The sequence below is a fragment of the Archangium sp. genome, assembly GCF_045802675.1.
Classification (GTDB): domain Bacteria; phylum Myxococcota; class Myxococcia; order Myxococcales; family Myxococcaceae; genus Archangium.
On the sequence record NZ_JBJMQO010000040.1, the window covers coordinates 23444 to 38824 of the forward strand.

General features: G+C 69.1%; 16 protein-coding genes and 2 pseudogenes. 6 read left to right on the forward strand and 12 right to left on the reverse strand.

Features of this window, described 5'->3' with window-relative positions:
* Positions 1-55 precede the first annotated feature (55 nt).
* A complete protein-coding gene (locus ACJ8AN_RS11710; RefSeq protein ID WP_407755382.1) occupies positions 56-982 on the reverse strand; it encodes an NAD+ kinase in 927 nt (308 codons plus the stop codon).
* Positions 975-1952 (reverse strand): SPFH domain-containing protein, encoded by a 978-nt coding sequence (locus ACJ8AN_RS11715; RefSeq protein ID WP_407755383.1) that lies wholly within the window; start codon positions 1950-1952, stop codon positions 975-977. The genes ACJ8AN_RS11710 and ACJ8AN_RS11715 overlap by 8 nt, the downstream gene beginning before the upstream one ends.
* Before the next feature lie 314 nt (positions 1953-2266).
* Between ACJ8AN_RS11715 and ACJ8AN_RS11720 the strand changes: the two genes are divergently transcribed.
* From ACJ8AN_RS11720 to ACJ8AN_RS11735, 4 genes are all read left to right on the forward strand, one after another.
* A complete protein-coding gene (locus ACJ8AN_RS11720) occupies positions 2267-4456 on the forward strand; it encodes an ATP-binding protein (protein WP_407755384.1) in 2190 nt (729 codons plus the stop codon).
* A 25-nt stretch (positions 4457-4481) separates the two neighbouring features.
* On the forward strand, positions 4482-4853 hold the full coding sequence (locus ACJ8AN_RS11725) for a DUF2019 domain-containing protein (RefSeq protein ID WP_407755385.1): 372 nt from the start codon (positions 4482-4484) through the stop codon (positions 4851-4853).
* 64 nt (positions 4854-4917) lie between these two features.
* The gene (locus ACJ8AN_RS11730) at positions 4918-5043 is read left to right on the forward strand and encodes a hypothetical protein (protein WP_407755470.1); all 126 of its coding nucleotides are present in this window, start codon (positions 4918-4920) and stop codon (positions 5041-5043) included.
* Positions 5044-5069: 26 nt separating this feature from the next.
* Positions 5070-5927 carry an alpha/beta hydrolase gene (locus tag ACJ8AN_RS11735; protein WP_407755386.1) on the forward strand — a complete coding sequence of 286 codons (858 nt, stop codon included), beginning with the start codon at positions 5070-5072 and terminating at the stop codon, positions 5925-5927.
* 8 nt (positions 5928-5935) lie between these two features.
* Here ACJ8AN_RS11735 and ACJ8AN_RS11740 read toward each other — a convergent pair whose 3' ends face one another.
* Positions 5936-7597: an acyl-CoA dehydrogenase family protein gene (locus ACJ8AN_RS11740; RefSeq protein WP_407755387.1), complete on the reverse strand. Its 1662-nt coding sequence runs from the start codon at positions 7595-7597 to the stop codon at positions 5936-5938.
* A 124-nt stretch (positions 7598-7721) separates the two neighbouring features.
* Between ACJ8AN_RS11740 and ACJ8AN_RS11745 the strand changes: the two genes are divergently transcribed.
* Positions 7722-9653, forward strand: coding sequence for an ATPase (locus ACJ8AN_RS11745; RefSeq protein WP_407755388.1), 1932 nt, complete (start codon positions 7722-7724; stop codon positions 9651-9653).
* Positions 9654-9886: 233 nt separating this feature from the next.
* Positions 9887-10465 (forward strand): annotated as a pseudogene (locus ACJ8AN_RS11750) (peptide-methionine (S)-S-oxide reductase); the annotation flags it as partial.
* Between the two features lie 14 nt (positions 10466-10479).
* On the opposite strand, the gene ACJ8AN_RS11755 reads toward ACJ8AN_RS11750, so the two are convergent.
* The 9 genes and pseudogenes from ACJ8AN_RS11755 to ACJ8AN_RS11795 form a co-directional block, all read right to left on the reverse strand.
* Entirely contained in the window at positions 10480-10842 is a 363-nt protein-coding gene (locus tag ACJ8AN_RS11755; RefSeq protein ID WP_407755389.1) for a gas vesicle protein, read from the reverse strand.
* A 9-nt stretch (positions 10843-10851) separates the two neighbouring features.
* Positions 10852-11172, reverse strand: coding sequence for a gas vesicle protein K (locus ACJ8AN_RS11760; RefSeq protein WP_407755390.1), 321 nt, complete (start codon positions 11170-11172; stop codon positions 10852-10854).
* Positions 11169-11402, reverse strand: coding sequence for a gas vesicle protein (locus ACJ8AN_RS11765; protein ID WP_407755391.1), 234 nt, complete (start codon positions 11400-11402; stop codon positions 11169-11171). Before ACJ8AN_RS11765 ends, ACJ8AN_RS11760 begins: the two co-directional genes overlap by 4 nt.
* Positions 11399-11668, reverse strand: coding sequence for a gas vesicle protein GvpG (locus ACJ8AN_RS11770; RefSeq protein WP_407755392.1), 270 nt, complete (start codon positions 11666-11668; stop codon positions 11399-11401). The genes ACJ8AN_RS11765 and ACJ8AN_RS11770 overlap by 4 nt, the downstream gene beginning before the upstream one ends.
* Before the next feature lie 2 nt (positions 11669-11670).
* Positions 11671-12438: a GvpL/GvpF family gas vesicle protein gene (locus ACJ8AN_RS11775; protein WP_407755393.1), complete on the reverse strand. Its 768-nt coding sequence runs from the start codon at positions 12436-12438 to the stop codon at positions 11671-11673.
* 112 nt (positions 12439-12550) lie between these two features.
* A pseudogene (gvpJ, locus tag ACJ8AN_RS11780) lies at positions 12551-12757 on the reverse strand (gas vesicle protein GvpJ); the annotation flags it as partial.
* Between the two features lie 157 nt (positions 12758-12914).
* Positions 12915-13646: a GvpL/GvpF family gas vesicle protein gene (locus ACJ8AN_RS11785; protein WP_407755394.1), complete on the reverse strand. Its 732-nt coding sequence runs from the start codon at positions 13644-13646 to the stop codon at positions 12915-12917.
* The gene (locus tag ACJ8AN_RS11790) at positions 13639-14496 is read right to left on the reverse strand and encodes a GvpL/GvpF family gas vesicle protein (RefSeq protein WP_407755395.1); all 858 of its coding nucleotides are present in this window, start codon (positions 14494-14496) and stop codon (positions 13639-13641) included. The genes ACJ8AN_RS11785 and ACJ8AN_RS11790 overlap by 8 nt, the downstream gene beginning before the upstream one ends.
* A 68-nt stretch (positions 14497-14564) precedes the next feature.
* Positions 14565-15347: a WbqC family protein gene (locus tag ACJ8AN_RS11795; protein ID WP_407755396.1), complete on the reverse strand. Its 783-nt coding sequence runs from the start codon at positions 15345-15347 to the stop codon at positions 14565-14567.
* Between the last annotated feature and the right edge of the window lie 34 nt (positions 15348-15381).

Genomic DNA, 15381 nt, shown 5'->3' on the forward strand with positions numbered 1-15381 from the left:
TCTGGAACAATCTCGAAACGCAGGAGAGCGTTGAGGACCCTACCGAAACCAGCTCTCAGTGCACGACGAGCCGGGCCCGCTGGGCCGCCGGGCGCACGCGGGCCGTGGTGCCCGCGTTGAAGGCGAGGAAGTCCTCCTCCACGCCGTCGCTGAAGATGACGCCCCCCGAGGGCATCCGCGACTCCACCTCCAGCTCCTGCCGCTCGCTGACGAACCCGGCCACCACGCTCGCCGCCGAGTGCCGGCTGATGAAGGGCTCGCGCACCACGAAGGCCAGCCGCGGGTCCTCCCAGGTGAGCCTCCACGCCTGGCCCGGCTGTCCTCCCGTCGCCTCCGTGAGTCCCCTCGCCAGCGTGAACACCGAGGACAGCCAGCCGCTCGAGCCCGCTCCCGTGGAGACGATGATGCCGCTGGAGGACTGGGACTCGGCGCGGCTTTCGTAGTGCAGGGTGTAGCGGGCGGAGACGTGCGTGCGCGCCCCGAGGAACAGGTCATTGAATCCGAGCAGCCGCTGGCCATCACTCAGCACCACCTCGGCGAGCGTCACCTCGCGGAAGCGCGCCTTCTCCTCCAGCACCTGTCTCACCGCCACCCGCGCCTTGTCGACGCCGAAGGGCAGCAGCACGCCGTCGAAACGCTCGGGGTCTGGGTTGACGCCGACAATCGGCTGCGCCCCCACGTACTTGGCCACGTTGGCCACCAGGCCGTCCTGGCCCACCGTCACCACCAGCTCCCTACCGGTGAAGAGGAAGGTGGGCACCAGCGAGCGGTCCACCTGCTGCACCGGCAGGCCGAGATCCAGCAGCTTGTGCAGCGCGTCCAACGCGCGGCGGTAGGTGTCGTCCTCCCGCGCGTAGTCCTCGAAGTCCTGGCCGGCGTGCTCCAGGTAGAAGCGCGCCTGCGAGCGCGTGTTGAAGCGCTCCACCAGCTCGGCGAGCCGCGTCTTGCGCGTGACGAGGACGAGCTTCTCGTACTCAGCCATGGCGCGCCTGGTTTCCCGACGGGGCCGACAGCAGCGTGCGCAGCAGGTCCGGCGACACGTTCAGCTCGCCAATCTTCCCCGCGTTCTCCGCCATCTCCCGGAAGGCGAGCGCGATGTTCAGCTTGGGATCGTTCCCTCCGCCGGACGCCGCCATCAGCACCTTCCAGTCCATGTCCCGCACCGGCGCGAGCGTCTTCTCCAGCGCGTACGCCTTGGCCTCGGCCGCCTTGCGCTCGTTCTCGCTCCAGCGCTCCATGAAGGCGGCGCGCTGCTCCTCCACCGCGATGTCCGCGGCGATCTGCGCCTCGCGGATCCGCCGCTTGCCCGCCTCCACCGACAGCTCGGTGGCGAGCTCGCTCTCCTTGATGCGCCGCTCCTGCTCCACGGCGGCGTTGCGGCGGGCGTAGATGGCCTCGTCCGCGCGCCGCTGGAGCGCCTCGCGCGCCTCGGCCTCGAGCGCCCGCGCCATCTCCGGGGTGGGGCGCGCCGACAGCAGCGCGAAGCCCTGCACCTCCACTCCCAGCATCCGCACCGCTTCCGTCTCGCGCAGCGCCGCGAGCACCTTGCCCTCGATGGTGGCCGCCTGCACGAGCACCTCGCGCAGCGGCATGGACTGCACCACCATGCGGGCGCGCACCTGGGCGAGCTGCACGAGCCGCTCCTCCAGCTTCGACGGATCCTCCGAGGCGTACTCGCCCGAGGGCTTCACCGAGTAGTCCAGCAGCCCGGCGAGCAGCTTGGGGTCCGCCACCCGGTAGGTGAGCTGCCCCTGGAGGGTGACGGCCTGGAAGTCCTGCGTCACCTCGTTGAAGGCGAAGGGCACGTCCGCGCTGGCCAGGGGCACGGCGACCACGGTGGTGGTGGGCGCCCAGTAGAAGAAGGAGAGGCCCGGTCCCTCGCGCTTCACCCGCCCATCCTTGAACTGCATGACGTACGTCGTCGGCGGCGCCTTCATGTACCGGATGCTCATGCTCCAGCCCTCCCATCTTCGTGTTCGGTGCACACCAACATAGTGTCTCGTGGACACGAATGCAATCCGGAGTGGCGCCCCGGAGCTCCTTCTCCACGGGGAGGCAACAGGGGAGGGGGGCCTACCCGGCAGGGGGTCCTCTGACGCGCGGCGCGTCCGCGCTGTCACCGGGCGTGCGGCCGAGGCTTCCCGCTTCCTTCGCGAGCGGGGCTCGCCGGGCTAGAATGTAGGATTTACAACGCAACAAAACCCGCCCGGTCGCCATGCCGTCCAGCCCACTTCGTGCTCCCCTGGCTCGCTCGACGCTCATCCACATGGGTGTGCGTATCGGCACCATCGTCGCGCTGACGACCCTCCTCAGCTACCTCCACATGTTCCACACCCAGCGGGAGGAGGCGCTGGAACGGCTGGGGGGCTACGCGTCGGAGTACAGCCAGCGGGAGCAAGGCATCTTCCTGCTGGCCGAGGACAACCATGCCGTCCTCCACAAGGCCCTGGAGGAGAGGATCCGTACCCTCTCCGAGGAGGAGGTGAGCGCCCGCTTCGAGCGCCTGTTCGGCGCACTGCCCGACGGCACGGTCCGCAGCCGTGCGGAGCTCCTGGATGGCACGCGCGAGCCGGGCGTCATCGTTCCCCGGGGCGTGACGGTCGACGCCAGCCTGCGCCGGAGGATCCTCGCCTCGTATGACGTGCTCGCCCAGTACGGGCCCGCCTTCCACACACGCTTCACGAACACCTACGTCATGCTGCCGGAGGGGCCGCTCATCCTCTATTGGCCCGAGCACCCCAACTTCAGCCAGCAAGCCAGGCCGGGCTTCTTCGCCACCCAGTCCCACATCTTCCGCCTCAGCCGCCCCGAGCACAATCCGGCGCGCAAGGCCGTGTGGACCCAGGCCTACTTCGACAAATCCTCCCAGCTGCCCATGGTCTCGGTCTCCACGCCGTTGGACCTGGAGCACCGCCATGTCGCGACGATCTCCCAGGATGTGTTGCTCGAGGGGATGCTGGCCCGCGTCCATCAGGACAACGGGCCCGGCGCGTACAACATGCTCATCCGCGACGATGGGCAGCTCATCACCCATCCGGAGCTGACGCCGAAGCAGACCAACGGCAACTACAACATCGTGGATGCCTCGAAGCCGCCCGAGGGCGCCCCCTCGCAGCCCGCCCCCGCCGAACTGCGCGCCCACCTGCATGACATCTTCGAACGGGTGCGCAACCGTCCGGCGGGTGAGTCCGTGTTGGAGCTCCCCGAGTACCGTGAGTACCTCGCCATCGGCCGTATCCAGGGTCCCGGCTGGAACTTCGTCACCGTGCTCCCCGAGCACAGGGTGACGGCTCCGGCCATCCAGGCCACCCGCTACGTCCTGCTGCTCGGCATCGTCTCCCTCCTGCTCGAGCTGGTCATGATGTACTGGGTGCTCGAGCAGAAGATCGCCGTGCCCCTGCTGGCCTTCACCCGTGCCTCTCGTGGGGTGGCCTCGGGCGACTTCCACGTCAAGCTGGACACCGGGCGCCAGGACGAGCTGGGCCAGCTGGCCCGCTCCTTCCACATGATGGCCGACAAGGTTCAGCACCGCGAGGAGGAGCTGCGCCACGCCAACGAAAGCCTGGAGCAGCGCGTCGAGGAGCGCACCCGCGAGCTCAAGGACGTCCACAAGCAGCTGGTGCAGACGGCCCGGCGGGCGGGCATGGCGGAGATCGCCACCAACGTGCTGCACAACGTGGGCAACGTGCTCAACAGCGTGTACACCTCGGCGCAGCTGGCCCGGGAGCGCCTGTCGGAGATGCGCCTGGAGCAGGTGGGCCGCGTGGCGTCCATGATGCAGGAGCGCCAGGCCGAAATCGGCACCTTCCTCACCCAGGACGAGCGCGGGCGCAATGTCATGCCCTTCCTGGACAAACTGGGACAGCATCTGGTCGACGAGCGCCAGGAGATCGTGACCCTGATCGAGGACGTGGGCCGCTACACCGAGCACGTGGGCGACATCGTCAAGCTGCAGCAGAACCACGCGCGCACGCCCCGCCTGCACGAGCCCGTGCAACTGGCGGAGGTGGTGGACGACGCGCTGCGCATCAACGCGACCGGCCTCAACCGCCACCAGGTGAAGGTGGTGCGCGACCTGGCCCCGCTGCCTCCCGTGCTCACCGACAAGCACAAGGCCCTGATGATCCTCGTCAACCTGATCAGCAACGCCCAATACGCCCTGGATGGAGTGCCCCCGGGCGAGCGGCTCGTGACGGTGACGCTGGAGCACACCGGGGACCACCGCATCCGCATCGGGCTGCGGGACAATGGAATGGGCATCGCACCGGAAATGCTCACGCGCATCTTCCAGTTTGGCTTCACCACCCGCCAGGAGGGGCATGGCTTCGGCCTGCACTCCAGTGCGCTGGCGGCCCAGGAACTGGGCGGCTCGCTGACGGCCCATAGCGAGGGGCCGGGGCGCGGAGCCACCTTCATGCTGGAGCTCCCCTATGTCCCGGCACAGGAAGCGGCGTGAGATTGAGGCAGTTTGGAGTCATTCCATGAAGAAGATGGAGGTGGACAAACTCCCAACGGAACACCTGATCGAAAAGACCAGAACGCTATCCGCGGAGAGGATGCGCGCCATCTATGCGGGCAAGCCAAAGGACGGAAATCGCATGTTCGATCTTCTCGTTGCGATTCACCGGGAGCTGCGAGCAAGAGGTATCGAGGCGCAGCGACAGCTCTTATCGTTGCTTGACGATCCAGACCTGGGAACTCGTTGTTGGGCTGCGACAGCAGTCATGGAGTTCGCGCCAGATGAGGGGGAAAGGGTGCTCGCCGACCTCGCGAGAAACGCGGGCGGTCTGGTTGGCTTTTCGGCGGAGTGGGCGCTGGAGGAGTGGAAGGCAGGAACCTTGAAGCCGCTGTGATTGGAAGGCGGGAGACCTGTCCGCGGGGCAGATTCTTCCCGCGTACCGCGAGCTCGCCCGGGTACTGGAGCCCTGGCTCGAGCCTCTCCACCTGTCGCAAGTCACGTCCTCCGGCGAGCCACCGCGCCACACGGCATTACGCTTCACCGAGGAGCAGGCAAGGCGCTGGTGGAGGCGCTTCCTCGACTGACGCGATGACGGTTAAGGTTCTGCTCCATGGGACGTCTTCTCCAAAGGGCGAGGCGGATGCTGCTCCTGGTGCTGGCCACGCTGGTCATCGCGTATGTGGGCCTCTGCGTGCTGGTGTTCCTCAACCAGAGGCAGCTCGTGTTCCCGGTACCCCCGGGGGCTCACGAGCCCTCGCTGCCCGGAGCCACGCTCCTGCGCATCCCCGGGCCGGAGGGCTCGACGGTGTTCGCTCTGCATGTGCCCGCGCCAGACGGAGCGCCGACCGTGGTGCACTTCCACGGCAACGGCGAGCAGCTCGCGGACGGGCAGTGGCTGGCGCAGCGCTACCAGGAGGCGGGGCTCGGCTTCTTCGCGGTTGAGTACCCGGGATACGGGCTCGCGGCGGTGGGGCAGGGGCCTTCCGAGAAGGGCATCTACGCGGCGGCGGCGGCCGCGCTGGAGCACCTGCACGGCCCTCTGGGCGTGCCTCGGGAGCGCACGGTGCTGCAGGGACAGTCGCTCGGTTCAGGAGTGGCGGTGGAGATGGCGAAGCGAGGTCACGGCGTGCGGTTGGTGCTCCTCACTCCCTACACCTCGCTCGTGGAGGTGGGCGCGAGGATCTTCCCGTGGCTGCCCGCGCGCCTGCTCGTGAGGGATCCGTTCGACAGCGCGGCCAAGGCCCCCGGACTCGAGTTGCCGGTGCTCATCGTCCACGGGACTCGGGACGAGGTCATCCCCGTGGACATGGGGCGGACACTGGGAACGCTGTTCCCGAATGCCACCGTGCGCATCCTGGAGGGCAAGCACCACAATGACGTGCTCGACAAGCCCACCACCCTCCAGGAGTTGATGCGGTTCGCGAGCGAAGGCTCGCAGCAGGCCGGAACGCTCCCGTCCGGCCCCTGAGCCACGGCTCACGAAACCAGCAGCCGCGCGTCGTCCAGGTCCATGTCCGCGATCAGGTCCACGCCGTTGCGCATGAGCCTCCTCGCCGCCGCCATGGTCCTCGGGCCGTGCCCATGGTCCAGGCACCACTGCGCGTGCTCCACCAGCAGCGCCAGCTCGTAGGTGCGGCCCAGCGTCAGCGAGAACCGTCTTGCCCCGGCCTCCACCCCCGCCGGGTTCTCCATCGCCTTCATCACCCACGCCCGCGCCTTCTCCAGCGACTCCTGCGCCGCCTCCACGCACGGCCTCAACCCCGCGTCCTTCGCCGCCCCCAGCCGCCGCTCCGCGTCCGCGTACAGCGCCTCCAGCGCTCCGCCCTTCGCCATCGCCCTCAGCGTGTCCAGCGAGAGCACGTTCGTCGTCCCCTCCCAGATGGACAGCACCTGCGAGTCCGCCAGCAGCCTCGGCAGTCCCGTGTCCTCCACGTAGCCCGCTCCTCCGAAGCTCTCCACTGCCTCGGACGTCACGTGCACCACCTGCCGCCCCGTCGTCAGCTTCGCCAACGGCGTCACCAGCCGCTGCAGCAACAGCTCCTCCTCCGTCGCCGTCCTCGCCTCCAGCTTCCCCAGCAGCTCCACCGCCCGGAACGCCAGCAGGAAGCCTCCGTGGAACTCGGCCTCCAGCCCCGCCAGCGTGTCCACGTGCAGCGGCTTCTCCGACAGCGCCGCCCCGAACTGCACCCGCCGCTTCGCGTAGTCCCTCGCCAGCGCCAGCGCCCGCCTCATGCTCCACGCGGCGCCCATCGCGTTCCACGTCCGCGTCACGTTCAGCATCCACGCCATGTTCCGGATGCCGTCCGTCAGCCCCGCCACCGGCACCGCCAGCGTCCCCTCCAGCGTCAGCTCCGCCGTCGGCACCTTCCTCGTCCCCAGCTTGTCCTTCAGCCGGTTGATCTCAATCCCGTTCAGCCTCCCGTCCGTCCCCCGCGTCTCCACGTAGAAGATCGCCAGCCCCTTGCCCCCCGGCCCGTTCCCCTCCGGCCTCCCCAGCGTCAGTGCCATCTGCGCCGTCGTCGCCGAGGTGAACCACTTCGTCCCGTACAGCCTCCACCCCTCGGGCGATGGCCTCGCCACCGTCTGCGTCAGCCCCACGTCCGAGCCGCCCGTCCGCTCCGTCATCCACTGTCCCGACGTCCAGAACGCCGCCGGATCCCTCGAGGTCAGGTGGGGCAGGGCGCGCTCCACCAATTCCTTGTTCCCCAACGACAGCAGCGTCCTCGCCGCCCCGTCCGTCATCGCCAGCGGGCACGAGTAGACGTCCAGCGACGGCTGCACCAGGTAGTTCAGGACGAACTGGTGCACCCGCGAGAGCTCTCCGTTCCTCTGCTCGTACGCCGTGGCCACCAGCCCCCGCCTCGCCGCCAGCGCCTCCGCTTCCTTCCACAGCGGCGACACCTCGATGTGGTCCACCCGGTGGCCCCACGCGTCCCACTGCGTCAGCTCGGGCTCGTTCAGCCGGTCCCTGAGCTGGAGCTCGTAGAAGTACCTGCCTCCCAGCTCGCCCAGCTCCCGGAGCTCGCCCTCCAGTCCGGCCCGCAAGTCCCTCGGGAGCACCCGGTCCAGGTAGCTGCGCAGCAGGGCGTCGTCCTCGTACTGGTTTCCAAGCCTCGGGGGTTCCTGGAAGAAGCTCATACCGGGCAAGCTAGCACCGGGTCGGGACGGGGGCAGTCCGCTTGCGCGCCCGGGTTTTCGCGTCCGGGCTCCAGGTACCCTGGCCAGTTCCTGCTACACTCGGCGGCCTCAACCCGGAGCAAGCATGGCCGAGCAGCGGAGGCCGGGGGGCAATCCCCCGCCATTCGAGTCCCCTGAGTTCGAAACCGACACGAGCCGCACCGTCACCCCTCGAGAGGGGAACGGGCTCTCCGCGCCGCCTCGGCCCCGCGTGCCCCCCGGGCAGGGCCCCGCGGCTCCGGGTGCTCCGGCGCGTCCCCCCGCCCAGGGCGGCCCCGAGCGCAGGCCCGTCGGCCCCAGTCCCTTCCTCGAGCGCCGCCCCTCGAGCCCTCCCAGTCCCGAGGCCCGCCGCGTCATCTCCAACCTCCCCACCGAGCAGCTTTCCTCCGTGCCCGCGGAGATGCGCCGCCCGGCGTCCCCTCCCAGCATGGACCTGGCCTCGGTGCCCATGGAGAAGCGCTCGGCGCCCCCGGTGCCGAGCATGGAGCTGACGCCGCTTCCCTCGGAGCTGCGATCCCGCTCGGCCCCGCAGGTGCCCTCCATGGATCTGCCCTCGGTCATCGTCGATCCGCCGCGCCGCGCGGGCCCGCCGGTGCCGACGTCCGAGCTGCCTCCCGTCCCCTCCGAGCCGCCGCGCCGGGCCACCGCCACCGGTACCCCGGCCGTCGGAGGCCCCGAGCGCCGCGGCGCGACCGGCATGCGCCGCGCCGTCGCCCCCGAGGCGAGTGGTGGGGGCGCCTCGGCCAACTCCGCCGGCTTCTGGCCCGCCCAGCCTCGCACGCTCGCCGAGTCGGGCCTCACTGGCACCATGGTGGAGGAGCTCGTCCTCAAGGCCATCTTCTTCGCCGGCGAGATGCGGGGCATGGACATCGCCAACCGCCTCAAGCTGCCCACCACCGTGGTGGATGACATCCTCGAGGGCCTGCGCCGCCAGAAGTACATCGACATCCGCGGCGGTGGCGGCTCGGGCGTGGGCAAGTCCACGATGATCTACCAGCTCACCACGTTCGCCACGGACGTGCTGCGGCAGATCCTCGATCGCAACCGCTACAACGGTCCGGCTCCCGTCACGCTCCAGGAGTGGATCGACTCGGTCAAGAAGCAGACCGTGCGCGGCAACCGCATCACCCGCCAGCGGATGGAGGACAAGTTCGGCGACCTCATCATCCGCGACTACATCTTCGACGGCATCGGCCCCGCGATGAACTCGGGCCGCGCCATCTTCTTCTACGGGCCCCCCGGCAACGGCAAGACGGCCATCTGCCAGGGCATGATCAACTGCCTCGATGGGGACATCTTCATCCCCCACGCCATCCTCATCGACGACTTCATCGTCCGCATCTACGACAGCATCCTGCACAAGCCCGTCGAGGACGATTCCAGCTCGTATGACCGGCGCTGGGTGCGCATCCGCCGGCCGCTCGTCGTCGTGGGCGGTGAGCTCACCCTCGAGATGCTCGATCTCGTGTACTCGCCCGAGGTCAAGTACTACGAGGCTCCCTTCCAGATGAAGGCCACCAACGGGATGCTGCTGATCGACGACTTCGGGCGGCAGAAGGTCTCCCCGAAGGACTTGCTCAACCGGTGGATCGTCCCGCTCGAGAGCGACGTGGACATGCTCACGCTCCACACGGGCAAGAAGGTGCAGGTGCCCTTCGACGTCTTCGCCGCCTTCTCCACCAACCTGGATCCGAGCGACCTCGTCGACGACGCCTTCCTGCGCCGCGTGCGCTACAAGCTCGAGGTGCAGCCCCCGGACGAGGAGCTGTTCCACCAGATCTTCGAAGTCATGTGCCGCAAGCGCGGCGTGCCCTATGACGCGGAGATGGTGCAGTACCTCATCGACACGCACTACAAGCCCGTGGGCCGCCGCTTCGCCGCGTGCCAGCCGCGCGACCTGCTCGATCAGATGATCGACATGGCGCACTACCGGGGCATGCCGCCGCAGCTGGACACGGATCTCATCGACGCGTCGGTGCGCAGCTACTTCGTCCGGTTCGACAAGGACAAGCGCTGAGCGAAGCCCCACGTCCGCCGAGCTCATTCCCTCGGCGGGCGGGGGTCCGTCCGACGCCATGCCGGGAAGTGTTGTAACCGCGGGCCGGGTTCATTCGTAGAACAGGTGGAGGAAACGCCATGGAGCCCACCCTGAACGCCGAAGCTGCCCCCACCCGGTTGCTGCCCGTGGACGCGAGGGCTCCCGGGCGCGTGGAGACGGCCACCTTCTCGTTGGGTTGATTCTGGGGTCCTGACGCCCGGTTCGGGTGTCTCCCAGGTGTTCTCCGGACGCGCGTGGGCTACACCGGCGGCAGCCAGCCGGACCCGACCTATCACCACCTCGGGGACCACACGGAGTCCTTCCAAATCGACTACGACCCGGCGCGGCTCTCCTATGAGACGCTGCTGGGGTACTTCTGGCAGGGCGCCGATCCCACCGAGCGTCCCTACAGTCGCCAGTACATGGCCGCTGTGTTCTACGCGGACGAGGCGCAGAGGCGCCTGGCGCTCGCGGCGGCGCAGCGGGCGATGGCGGGGCGGAGCGGGCCCATGCTCCTGCCCATCCTGCCCCTGGCCACGTTCTACCGGGCCGAGGACTACCACCAGAAGTATTACCTCCGCCGGTATACGGACCTGATGCGCGAGCTCAGCGCCTACAGCGAGCGTGAATTCGAGGACTCCACCGTCGCCATGTGGCTCAACGCCTGCGTCGACGGCCAGTGGAAGCTGGACGCCCTGACGGCGGAGCTCGAGCACTTCGGGCTCTCGGAGGCTGAGCGCCAACGGGTGTTGAAGCTCGTCCGGGCGGCCCTGGCGCACCGCCGCCGGTGAACGGCTGGAAGGGGCTACCTGCCTTCCAGCTTCGCCACCACCGCCTCCAGCTCCGCCACCCGGCGCGCGAGCTCCTCGGGCTGGCCCGTCCCGGTCCGAGCGTCATGGCCCGGTGAGCCGGGGGCGGGAAGGGCTCGCGAGGGCTCGCGCCGCGCGAGCGAGGACAGGCTGGGATCGCTCCTCCAGAAGTCCATGCCCATCTCGGCGGCCTTGTCCACCGAGCACACCACCAGCCGCACCTGGATGGTGAGCAGCTCGATGTCCAGGAGCTTGATCTTGATGTCGCCCGCGACCACCAGGCCCTTGTCGAGGACGCGCTCCAGCACGTCCGCGAGCGTCGCGCTCCGGGTGCTCTGGACGATGTTCGATGCCGTCATGTCAGCTCCTCACAGCAGTTTGCCGAGTGGGCCCAGGTCGAGGTTCAGGTCCTGCTCGGTGAGCCCGAACTCCACCCGGAGCCGTTCGATCTCCCCGGCCTGAAGCATCAGCGCCGTTCCCAGGCGTTCGATTTCCTCATCGCGCAGGGAACCGCCCTCCATGCGGCGGATCGCCTGTTTCTCGAGCAGCTCATGCAACAGTTTGACGAGCGTGAGCACCAATTGACCGAGCCCGTTCTTCAGCGTGCCCTCGTCGAGCGCGAGCCGCCGCGAGGGTGGGGTGAGTTGTCTTTTCAGCGCCGCCTCCATCGCCCCATCCGTGCCGCTCATTCCACGTCTCCACCTGGGCGGGAGGCGGGGCGCAGCGGCGGGGGCGGGACAATGCCCACGCGCCGCGCCGTGTCCGCCGAGCACAGGATGAGCTGCAGGCCGAGGTAGACAAGGTCCACATCCGCCACCGACAACACGATGTCCCCGCGCAGCGCCACGCCCTTGTGGAGCACCCGGTCGAGCGCCTCACAGAGGGAAATGGACTCGGATTCAGCCGGTGCTCCCGTCATGGCTCCGCTCCCTGCTGGACCGCGAGGTCCTCCGCTTCCCGGCTCGCGGCGATGGCATCGAGCCGATCCAGCAGCTCCGCCTCCCGCGTCTCGAATTCCCGCTCGTCGAGCTGCCCGCCCTCGAGCCGCAGATAGAGCTCGCGCAGCCGCGCCTCGAGCTCCTCCTTTTCCTTCTCCTGTTCCTGGCTCGCGGCGTCGTCGAGCTGCCTGGCGACCCAGAGCAGGCCATGGAGCGGCGCGAGCAGGAGATCATCAATGAGCAGCATCGTCACTCCTGCGCGGTCCGGGGGGTGGACTTCAATTCCGTGAAGCTGTGCGGGGCCCAGGGGCCGTTGAGCTCGAAGGTGAAGTGGTCATCGAAGCTCGCGGCGATGGTTTCGAGCACCTTCTCGAAGGCTTCCCGGCCCTCGCGCGTCACGAGACACGACACGCTCATCACCTCGCGCTCGTCGCGCGGCGAGCCCCACTTCAGCTCGATGCCGTGCTCCTGGAGCGCCGCCACCACGCGCCCGGCGTGCGCCTCCCGATCGCCTTCCCGGAGGCTCTCGTACAGCTTGCCCACCTCGAGCAATTCCTCGCGGCTCACATCGTGGCGGCCCCTCAGGCGCTCGCGGATGGCGCCGAGCTCCGGGTGGATTTCAACGAAGTAGTCGAAGAGGTTCGGGGCGTTCCAGCTCAACCGCAGCCCCATCTCCCACTTGCCAGCGACCAGCGCGAGCTGCTCGCGGAACGCGTCCTGGTTCTCGAGCAGCCGCTCCCGCACGGCCTCGTCACTCCCGGCGATGAGCCCGAACGCCGCCGGCAACACCGTGCTTCGCTCCATCAAGTGCCGCAGGACGGCTTGATGCGCGAGGAGATGCTTGCGCTCGGGCCGGAGGCGCGCATGGCGCACACGGCTCACCGCTGCCGCGAGGTCCCCCGCGCTGACGCAGTAGACCTCACCACCTTCGATGCCTATCGAACCCGGCTCGCCGACAGCTTCCGGGCTGGTGAGAATCGCATAGACATACGTGCCTCCGACCTGAGCGCTCGTCATCTCCCCGTCTCCCTTCCTACCGTGGTCCGTTCAGCTACGCGCCCACCGCGGCCGGCGCGGGAGCCGCCACGTTCACCGTGGTCGCCATCGGCAGGGCCGCGTTCTTCAGCCCCGCCGAGGCGTCCGTCAGGCCGATCGCCGCCGCGTACTTCAGGTACGTCTCCACCGAGGCGATCACCACACGCGCCTCGATCGCCAGCAGCTGGATGCCCACCAGCGAGACCGTGGCCCACGCGTCAATCACGATTCCCTTGTCGAGGATGATGCTGATCACCTGCGCCAGGCTGGACGAGTCGGTCGACTTCTGAATGGCTGCCATTGCTGCCTCCTGTTGTTCTACCTCGGGTTGAGGTGCTCTCCTGGCTTCCCCCAGCGGCGCCATGATTGCTCTCACGAATAACAAGGGCGTCCGACATGTTTGTCATTGAACAGCAAAGACTCGCACGTCTGGTGAAACGGGCTTCACCTGCAAGTGTTCAGTCCACGAAGTTGAACGGAGGCCACGGTCCGCTCAGCGTGAGGCTCGCGGGAGCGTCGCCCGGGACGGACGAGAGCGCGGCCCGGAACGCGGACACCTCGCCGCGCGGCACCAGGAAATACAGCGAGCAGAGGGCGGGCTCGCCCGGACGCGGGGGCGAGAGCTCCGTACGGTGCTCCCTGCACAGCGGCGCTGCCTTCGACAGCAGGGCTTGCTCCAGCGCCGTGCACTGGTCGCGCAGCCGGTTCTCCGCCGAATAGCGGTGGCGCCGGGCCTCGAGATAGGCGGCTCCCGAGCGGAGCCCCGGCTTCGCGACATCCTCTCGCGCCACGGGCGGTGGGGGAGGGGACACCAGCGCCCGCACGCCCATCTCCACGCAGCCGGAGACCCGCGCGAGCGAACGCAGATAGGCGTCCCGGTGCTCGTCGACGTGCGCGCGCACCGCCGCCTCGCCGGAGAGCACGCCACCGAATCGCATCGGCAGCACATCGGCCACGGCGTGCTGGGTGCGGATGACGCGCTCGAACTCGAGCAGCTCCGCCGTCGGTGCCGCCTCCCGCGAGAGCTCCGACACGGGGGAGACCACGGCCGCGAGCCCGCCGTGCGTGATGCGCTGGAGTCTGGCGCCTCGCAACCCGAGCCCTTCGCCGGGCCAGGGCGAGGACGCGTCGGAGATGCAGTAGAGCAACAGCCCGGTGTCTCCGGGACGTGACGGGGTGGGGTCAGCCAAGCGTCCGCTCCTGGGTCTCTTCGCCCGGTGTGTCTCCGAGGCGGGGCGCGAAGTTGTAGGCCGGCCAGGGCCCGCGCGCCGACAGGTACAGGCCTCGCGCGGACAGGGACTCCGCCAGCGGCTCGAGGCGCCTGGCCAGTTCCGCCCGCGCCCCGCGCGGAAGGAGGAGCGCCCAGTGCAAAGCGCCCTCCCGCGCGGGTTCTCCTTCACTTCGCGGCGGGGGCCGCAACGTGCGCCGCTCGAGCACCAGTCCTCCGAGCGCCTTCACCAGCTGAGCCTGGGCCTCTTCGACCCACACCCGTGCGCCGCGTGCCGCGTCCTTCCGCAGCTTCTGCTCCATCAGGTAGCGCGCCCCCGCGGACGCTGGCAGTTTCGCCACGCGCGGGTCGGCGGCGAACACCGCCTCTTCGCAGGCCCTCGGGTCGAGCAGGCCTTGGAGCGACCACTCCTCCTCGTGCTCCGCCCGCTCGAGGAAGGCCGTGATTCGCACCCGCTCGCGCCGCAGCAGCTCCTCCAGCCGCCCGGCCGATGAAAAAAGGCAGCCGAAGCGCAGCGGCAGCACCGGCGAGGCGCGCATCATCTGCTCGAGCACCTCCTCGTGGAACAGGGCGCGCGGTCCGAGCCAGCCCACGTCCTTCAAATGGGCCTCGCCCGTCTCGCCCGTCCATTCGTGAAGGGGCACCTCGCAGCAGATGGCCGCGAGCCCCTCGTGCACCCGCGCACCGAGTGGCGCGTTCTCCGAGAACCCCGGGCCCGTCGCCGCACCGGCCGCGCCCGCACGCATGAAACAGAAGACGTAGAGGCCCACGCCCTCGTGCCCCTCGGAAGGGGCCGCAGCTCTTGTGCTCATGGTGCCGGGAGTGTTTCACGCGCCCCCGACACGCCCGGCGCCGTGCCCTGGCGCCTGCTCCAGCGCCTTCAGGGAGTCTGCTTCGCGAACGGTCCCCAGGGGTTCGGTTCCAACCACTTGCGGGCTTCCTCCAGCGGAACATTCGACAGCACGTCCACGATGGAGAGGCCCACGACGAAGCGCTCACCCTTGCGGCCCTGGTCGTACGCGGGATAGCGGTACTTCTGCCACAGCAGCCGCACGCCCGCGTCCCGGAACGGCCCCGGCTTCAAGTACAGCGAGCCCACCGCCGAGTAGTACGTGTCCATCCCCAACTGCGTGCAGTACGACGCCAGCCGCCCCGTCTTGTCCGGGTGCGAGCGGTCCAGCGTCGACGCCAGCACCACGCGCGGCTTCAACCCCAGCGGTTCGTAGAAGAGCGCCATGCTCGCCAGCAGCGTGCGCAGCAGCGAGCCCGGGCCGCGCTCCTTCTCCGCCTCGGCGTAGAAGCGCTCCAGTCCTGGCAACACCTGGGCGCGGAAGTAGGGCCTGCGGCCGTACAGCGTCGTCAGCGTGGCCAGGTGCTTGCGCGTCCACGGCTGCCCCGGGTCCACCGCCAGCTCGGAGATGCGCGTGTCCCGGTGCGCGCCCTCCAGCGGAATCGTCAGCCACTGGAAGGCGGGCTCGGCCGGAGGGGGAAGGGGAGTGCCCGGCGGCAGCGCCACCCGCGCCCTCCGCTGCCAGCCCCTCCTCAGCCACTGCACGTTGTCCAGCACCAGCAGCGTGTCCGCCCTCGCCACCTGCTCGTAGAAGTCCAACCACGGCAGGTAGTGGGGTTGCTCGGCGACCAGGACTCCTGATGGTGCGCTCACGGTGCGCTCATCCTCGGGGCACGAGGGAAGCGTG

Coding starts and splice junctions, on each gene's coding strand:
- ACJ8AN_RS11760 (WP_407755390.1), bottom strand. CDS start 11,172: ATGAGCGGCACGGATGGGGCGATGGAGGCGGCGCTGAAAAGACAACTC.
- ACJ8AN_RS11735 (WP_407755386.1), top strand. CDS start 5,070: ATGGGACGTCTTCTCCAAAGGGCGAGGCGGATGCTGCTCCTGGTGCTG.
- ACJ8AN_RS11755 (WP_407755389.1), bottom strand. CDS start 10,842: ATGACGGCATCGAACATCGTCCAGAGCACCCGGAGCGCGACGCTCGCG.
- ACJ8AN_RS11770 (WP_407755392.1), bottom strand. CDS start 11,668: ATGCTGCTCATTGATGATCTCCTGCTCGCGCCGCTCCATGGCCTGCTC.
- ACJ8AN_RS11765 (WP_407755391.1), bottom strand. CDS start 11,402: ATGACGGGAGCACCGGCTGAATCCGAGTCCATTTCCCTCTGTGAGGCG.
- ACJ8AN_RS11740 (WP_407755387.1), bottom strand. CDS start 7,597: ATGAGCTTCTTCCAGGAACCCCCGAGGCTTGGAAACCAGTACGAGGAC.
- ACJ8AN_RS11710 (WP_407755382.1), bottom strand. CDS start 982: ATGGCTGAGTACGAGAAGCTCGTCCTCGTCACGCGCAAGACGCGGCTC.
- ACJ8AN_RS11720 (WP_407755384.1), top strand. CDS start 2,267: ATGGGTGTGCGTATCGGCACCATCGTCGCGCTGACGACCCTCCTCAGC.
- ACJ8AN_RS11725 (WP_407755385.1), top strand. CDS start 4,482: ATGAAGAAGATGGAGGTGGACAAACTCCCAACGGAACACCTGATCGAA.
- ACJ8AN_RS11715 (WP_407755383.1), bottom strand. CDS start 1,952: ATGAGCATCCGGTACATGAAGGCGCCGCCGACGACGTACGTCATGCAG.
- ACJ8AN_RS11745 (WP_407755388.1), top strand. CDS start 7,722: ATGGCCGAGCAGCGGAGGCCGGGGGGCAATCCCCCGCCATTCGAGTCC.
- ACJ8AN_RS11775 (WP_407755393.1), bottom strand. CDS start 12,438: ATGACGAGCGCTCAGGTCGGAGGCACGTATGTCTATGCGATTCTCACC.
- ACJ8AN_RS11790 (WP_407755395.1), bottom strand. CDS start 14,496: ATGAGCACAAGAGCTGCGGCCCCTTCCGAGGGGCACGAGGGCGTGGGC.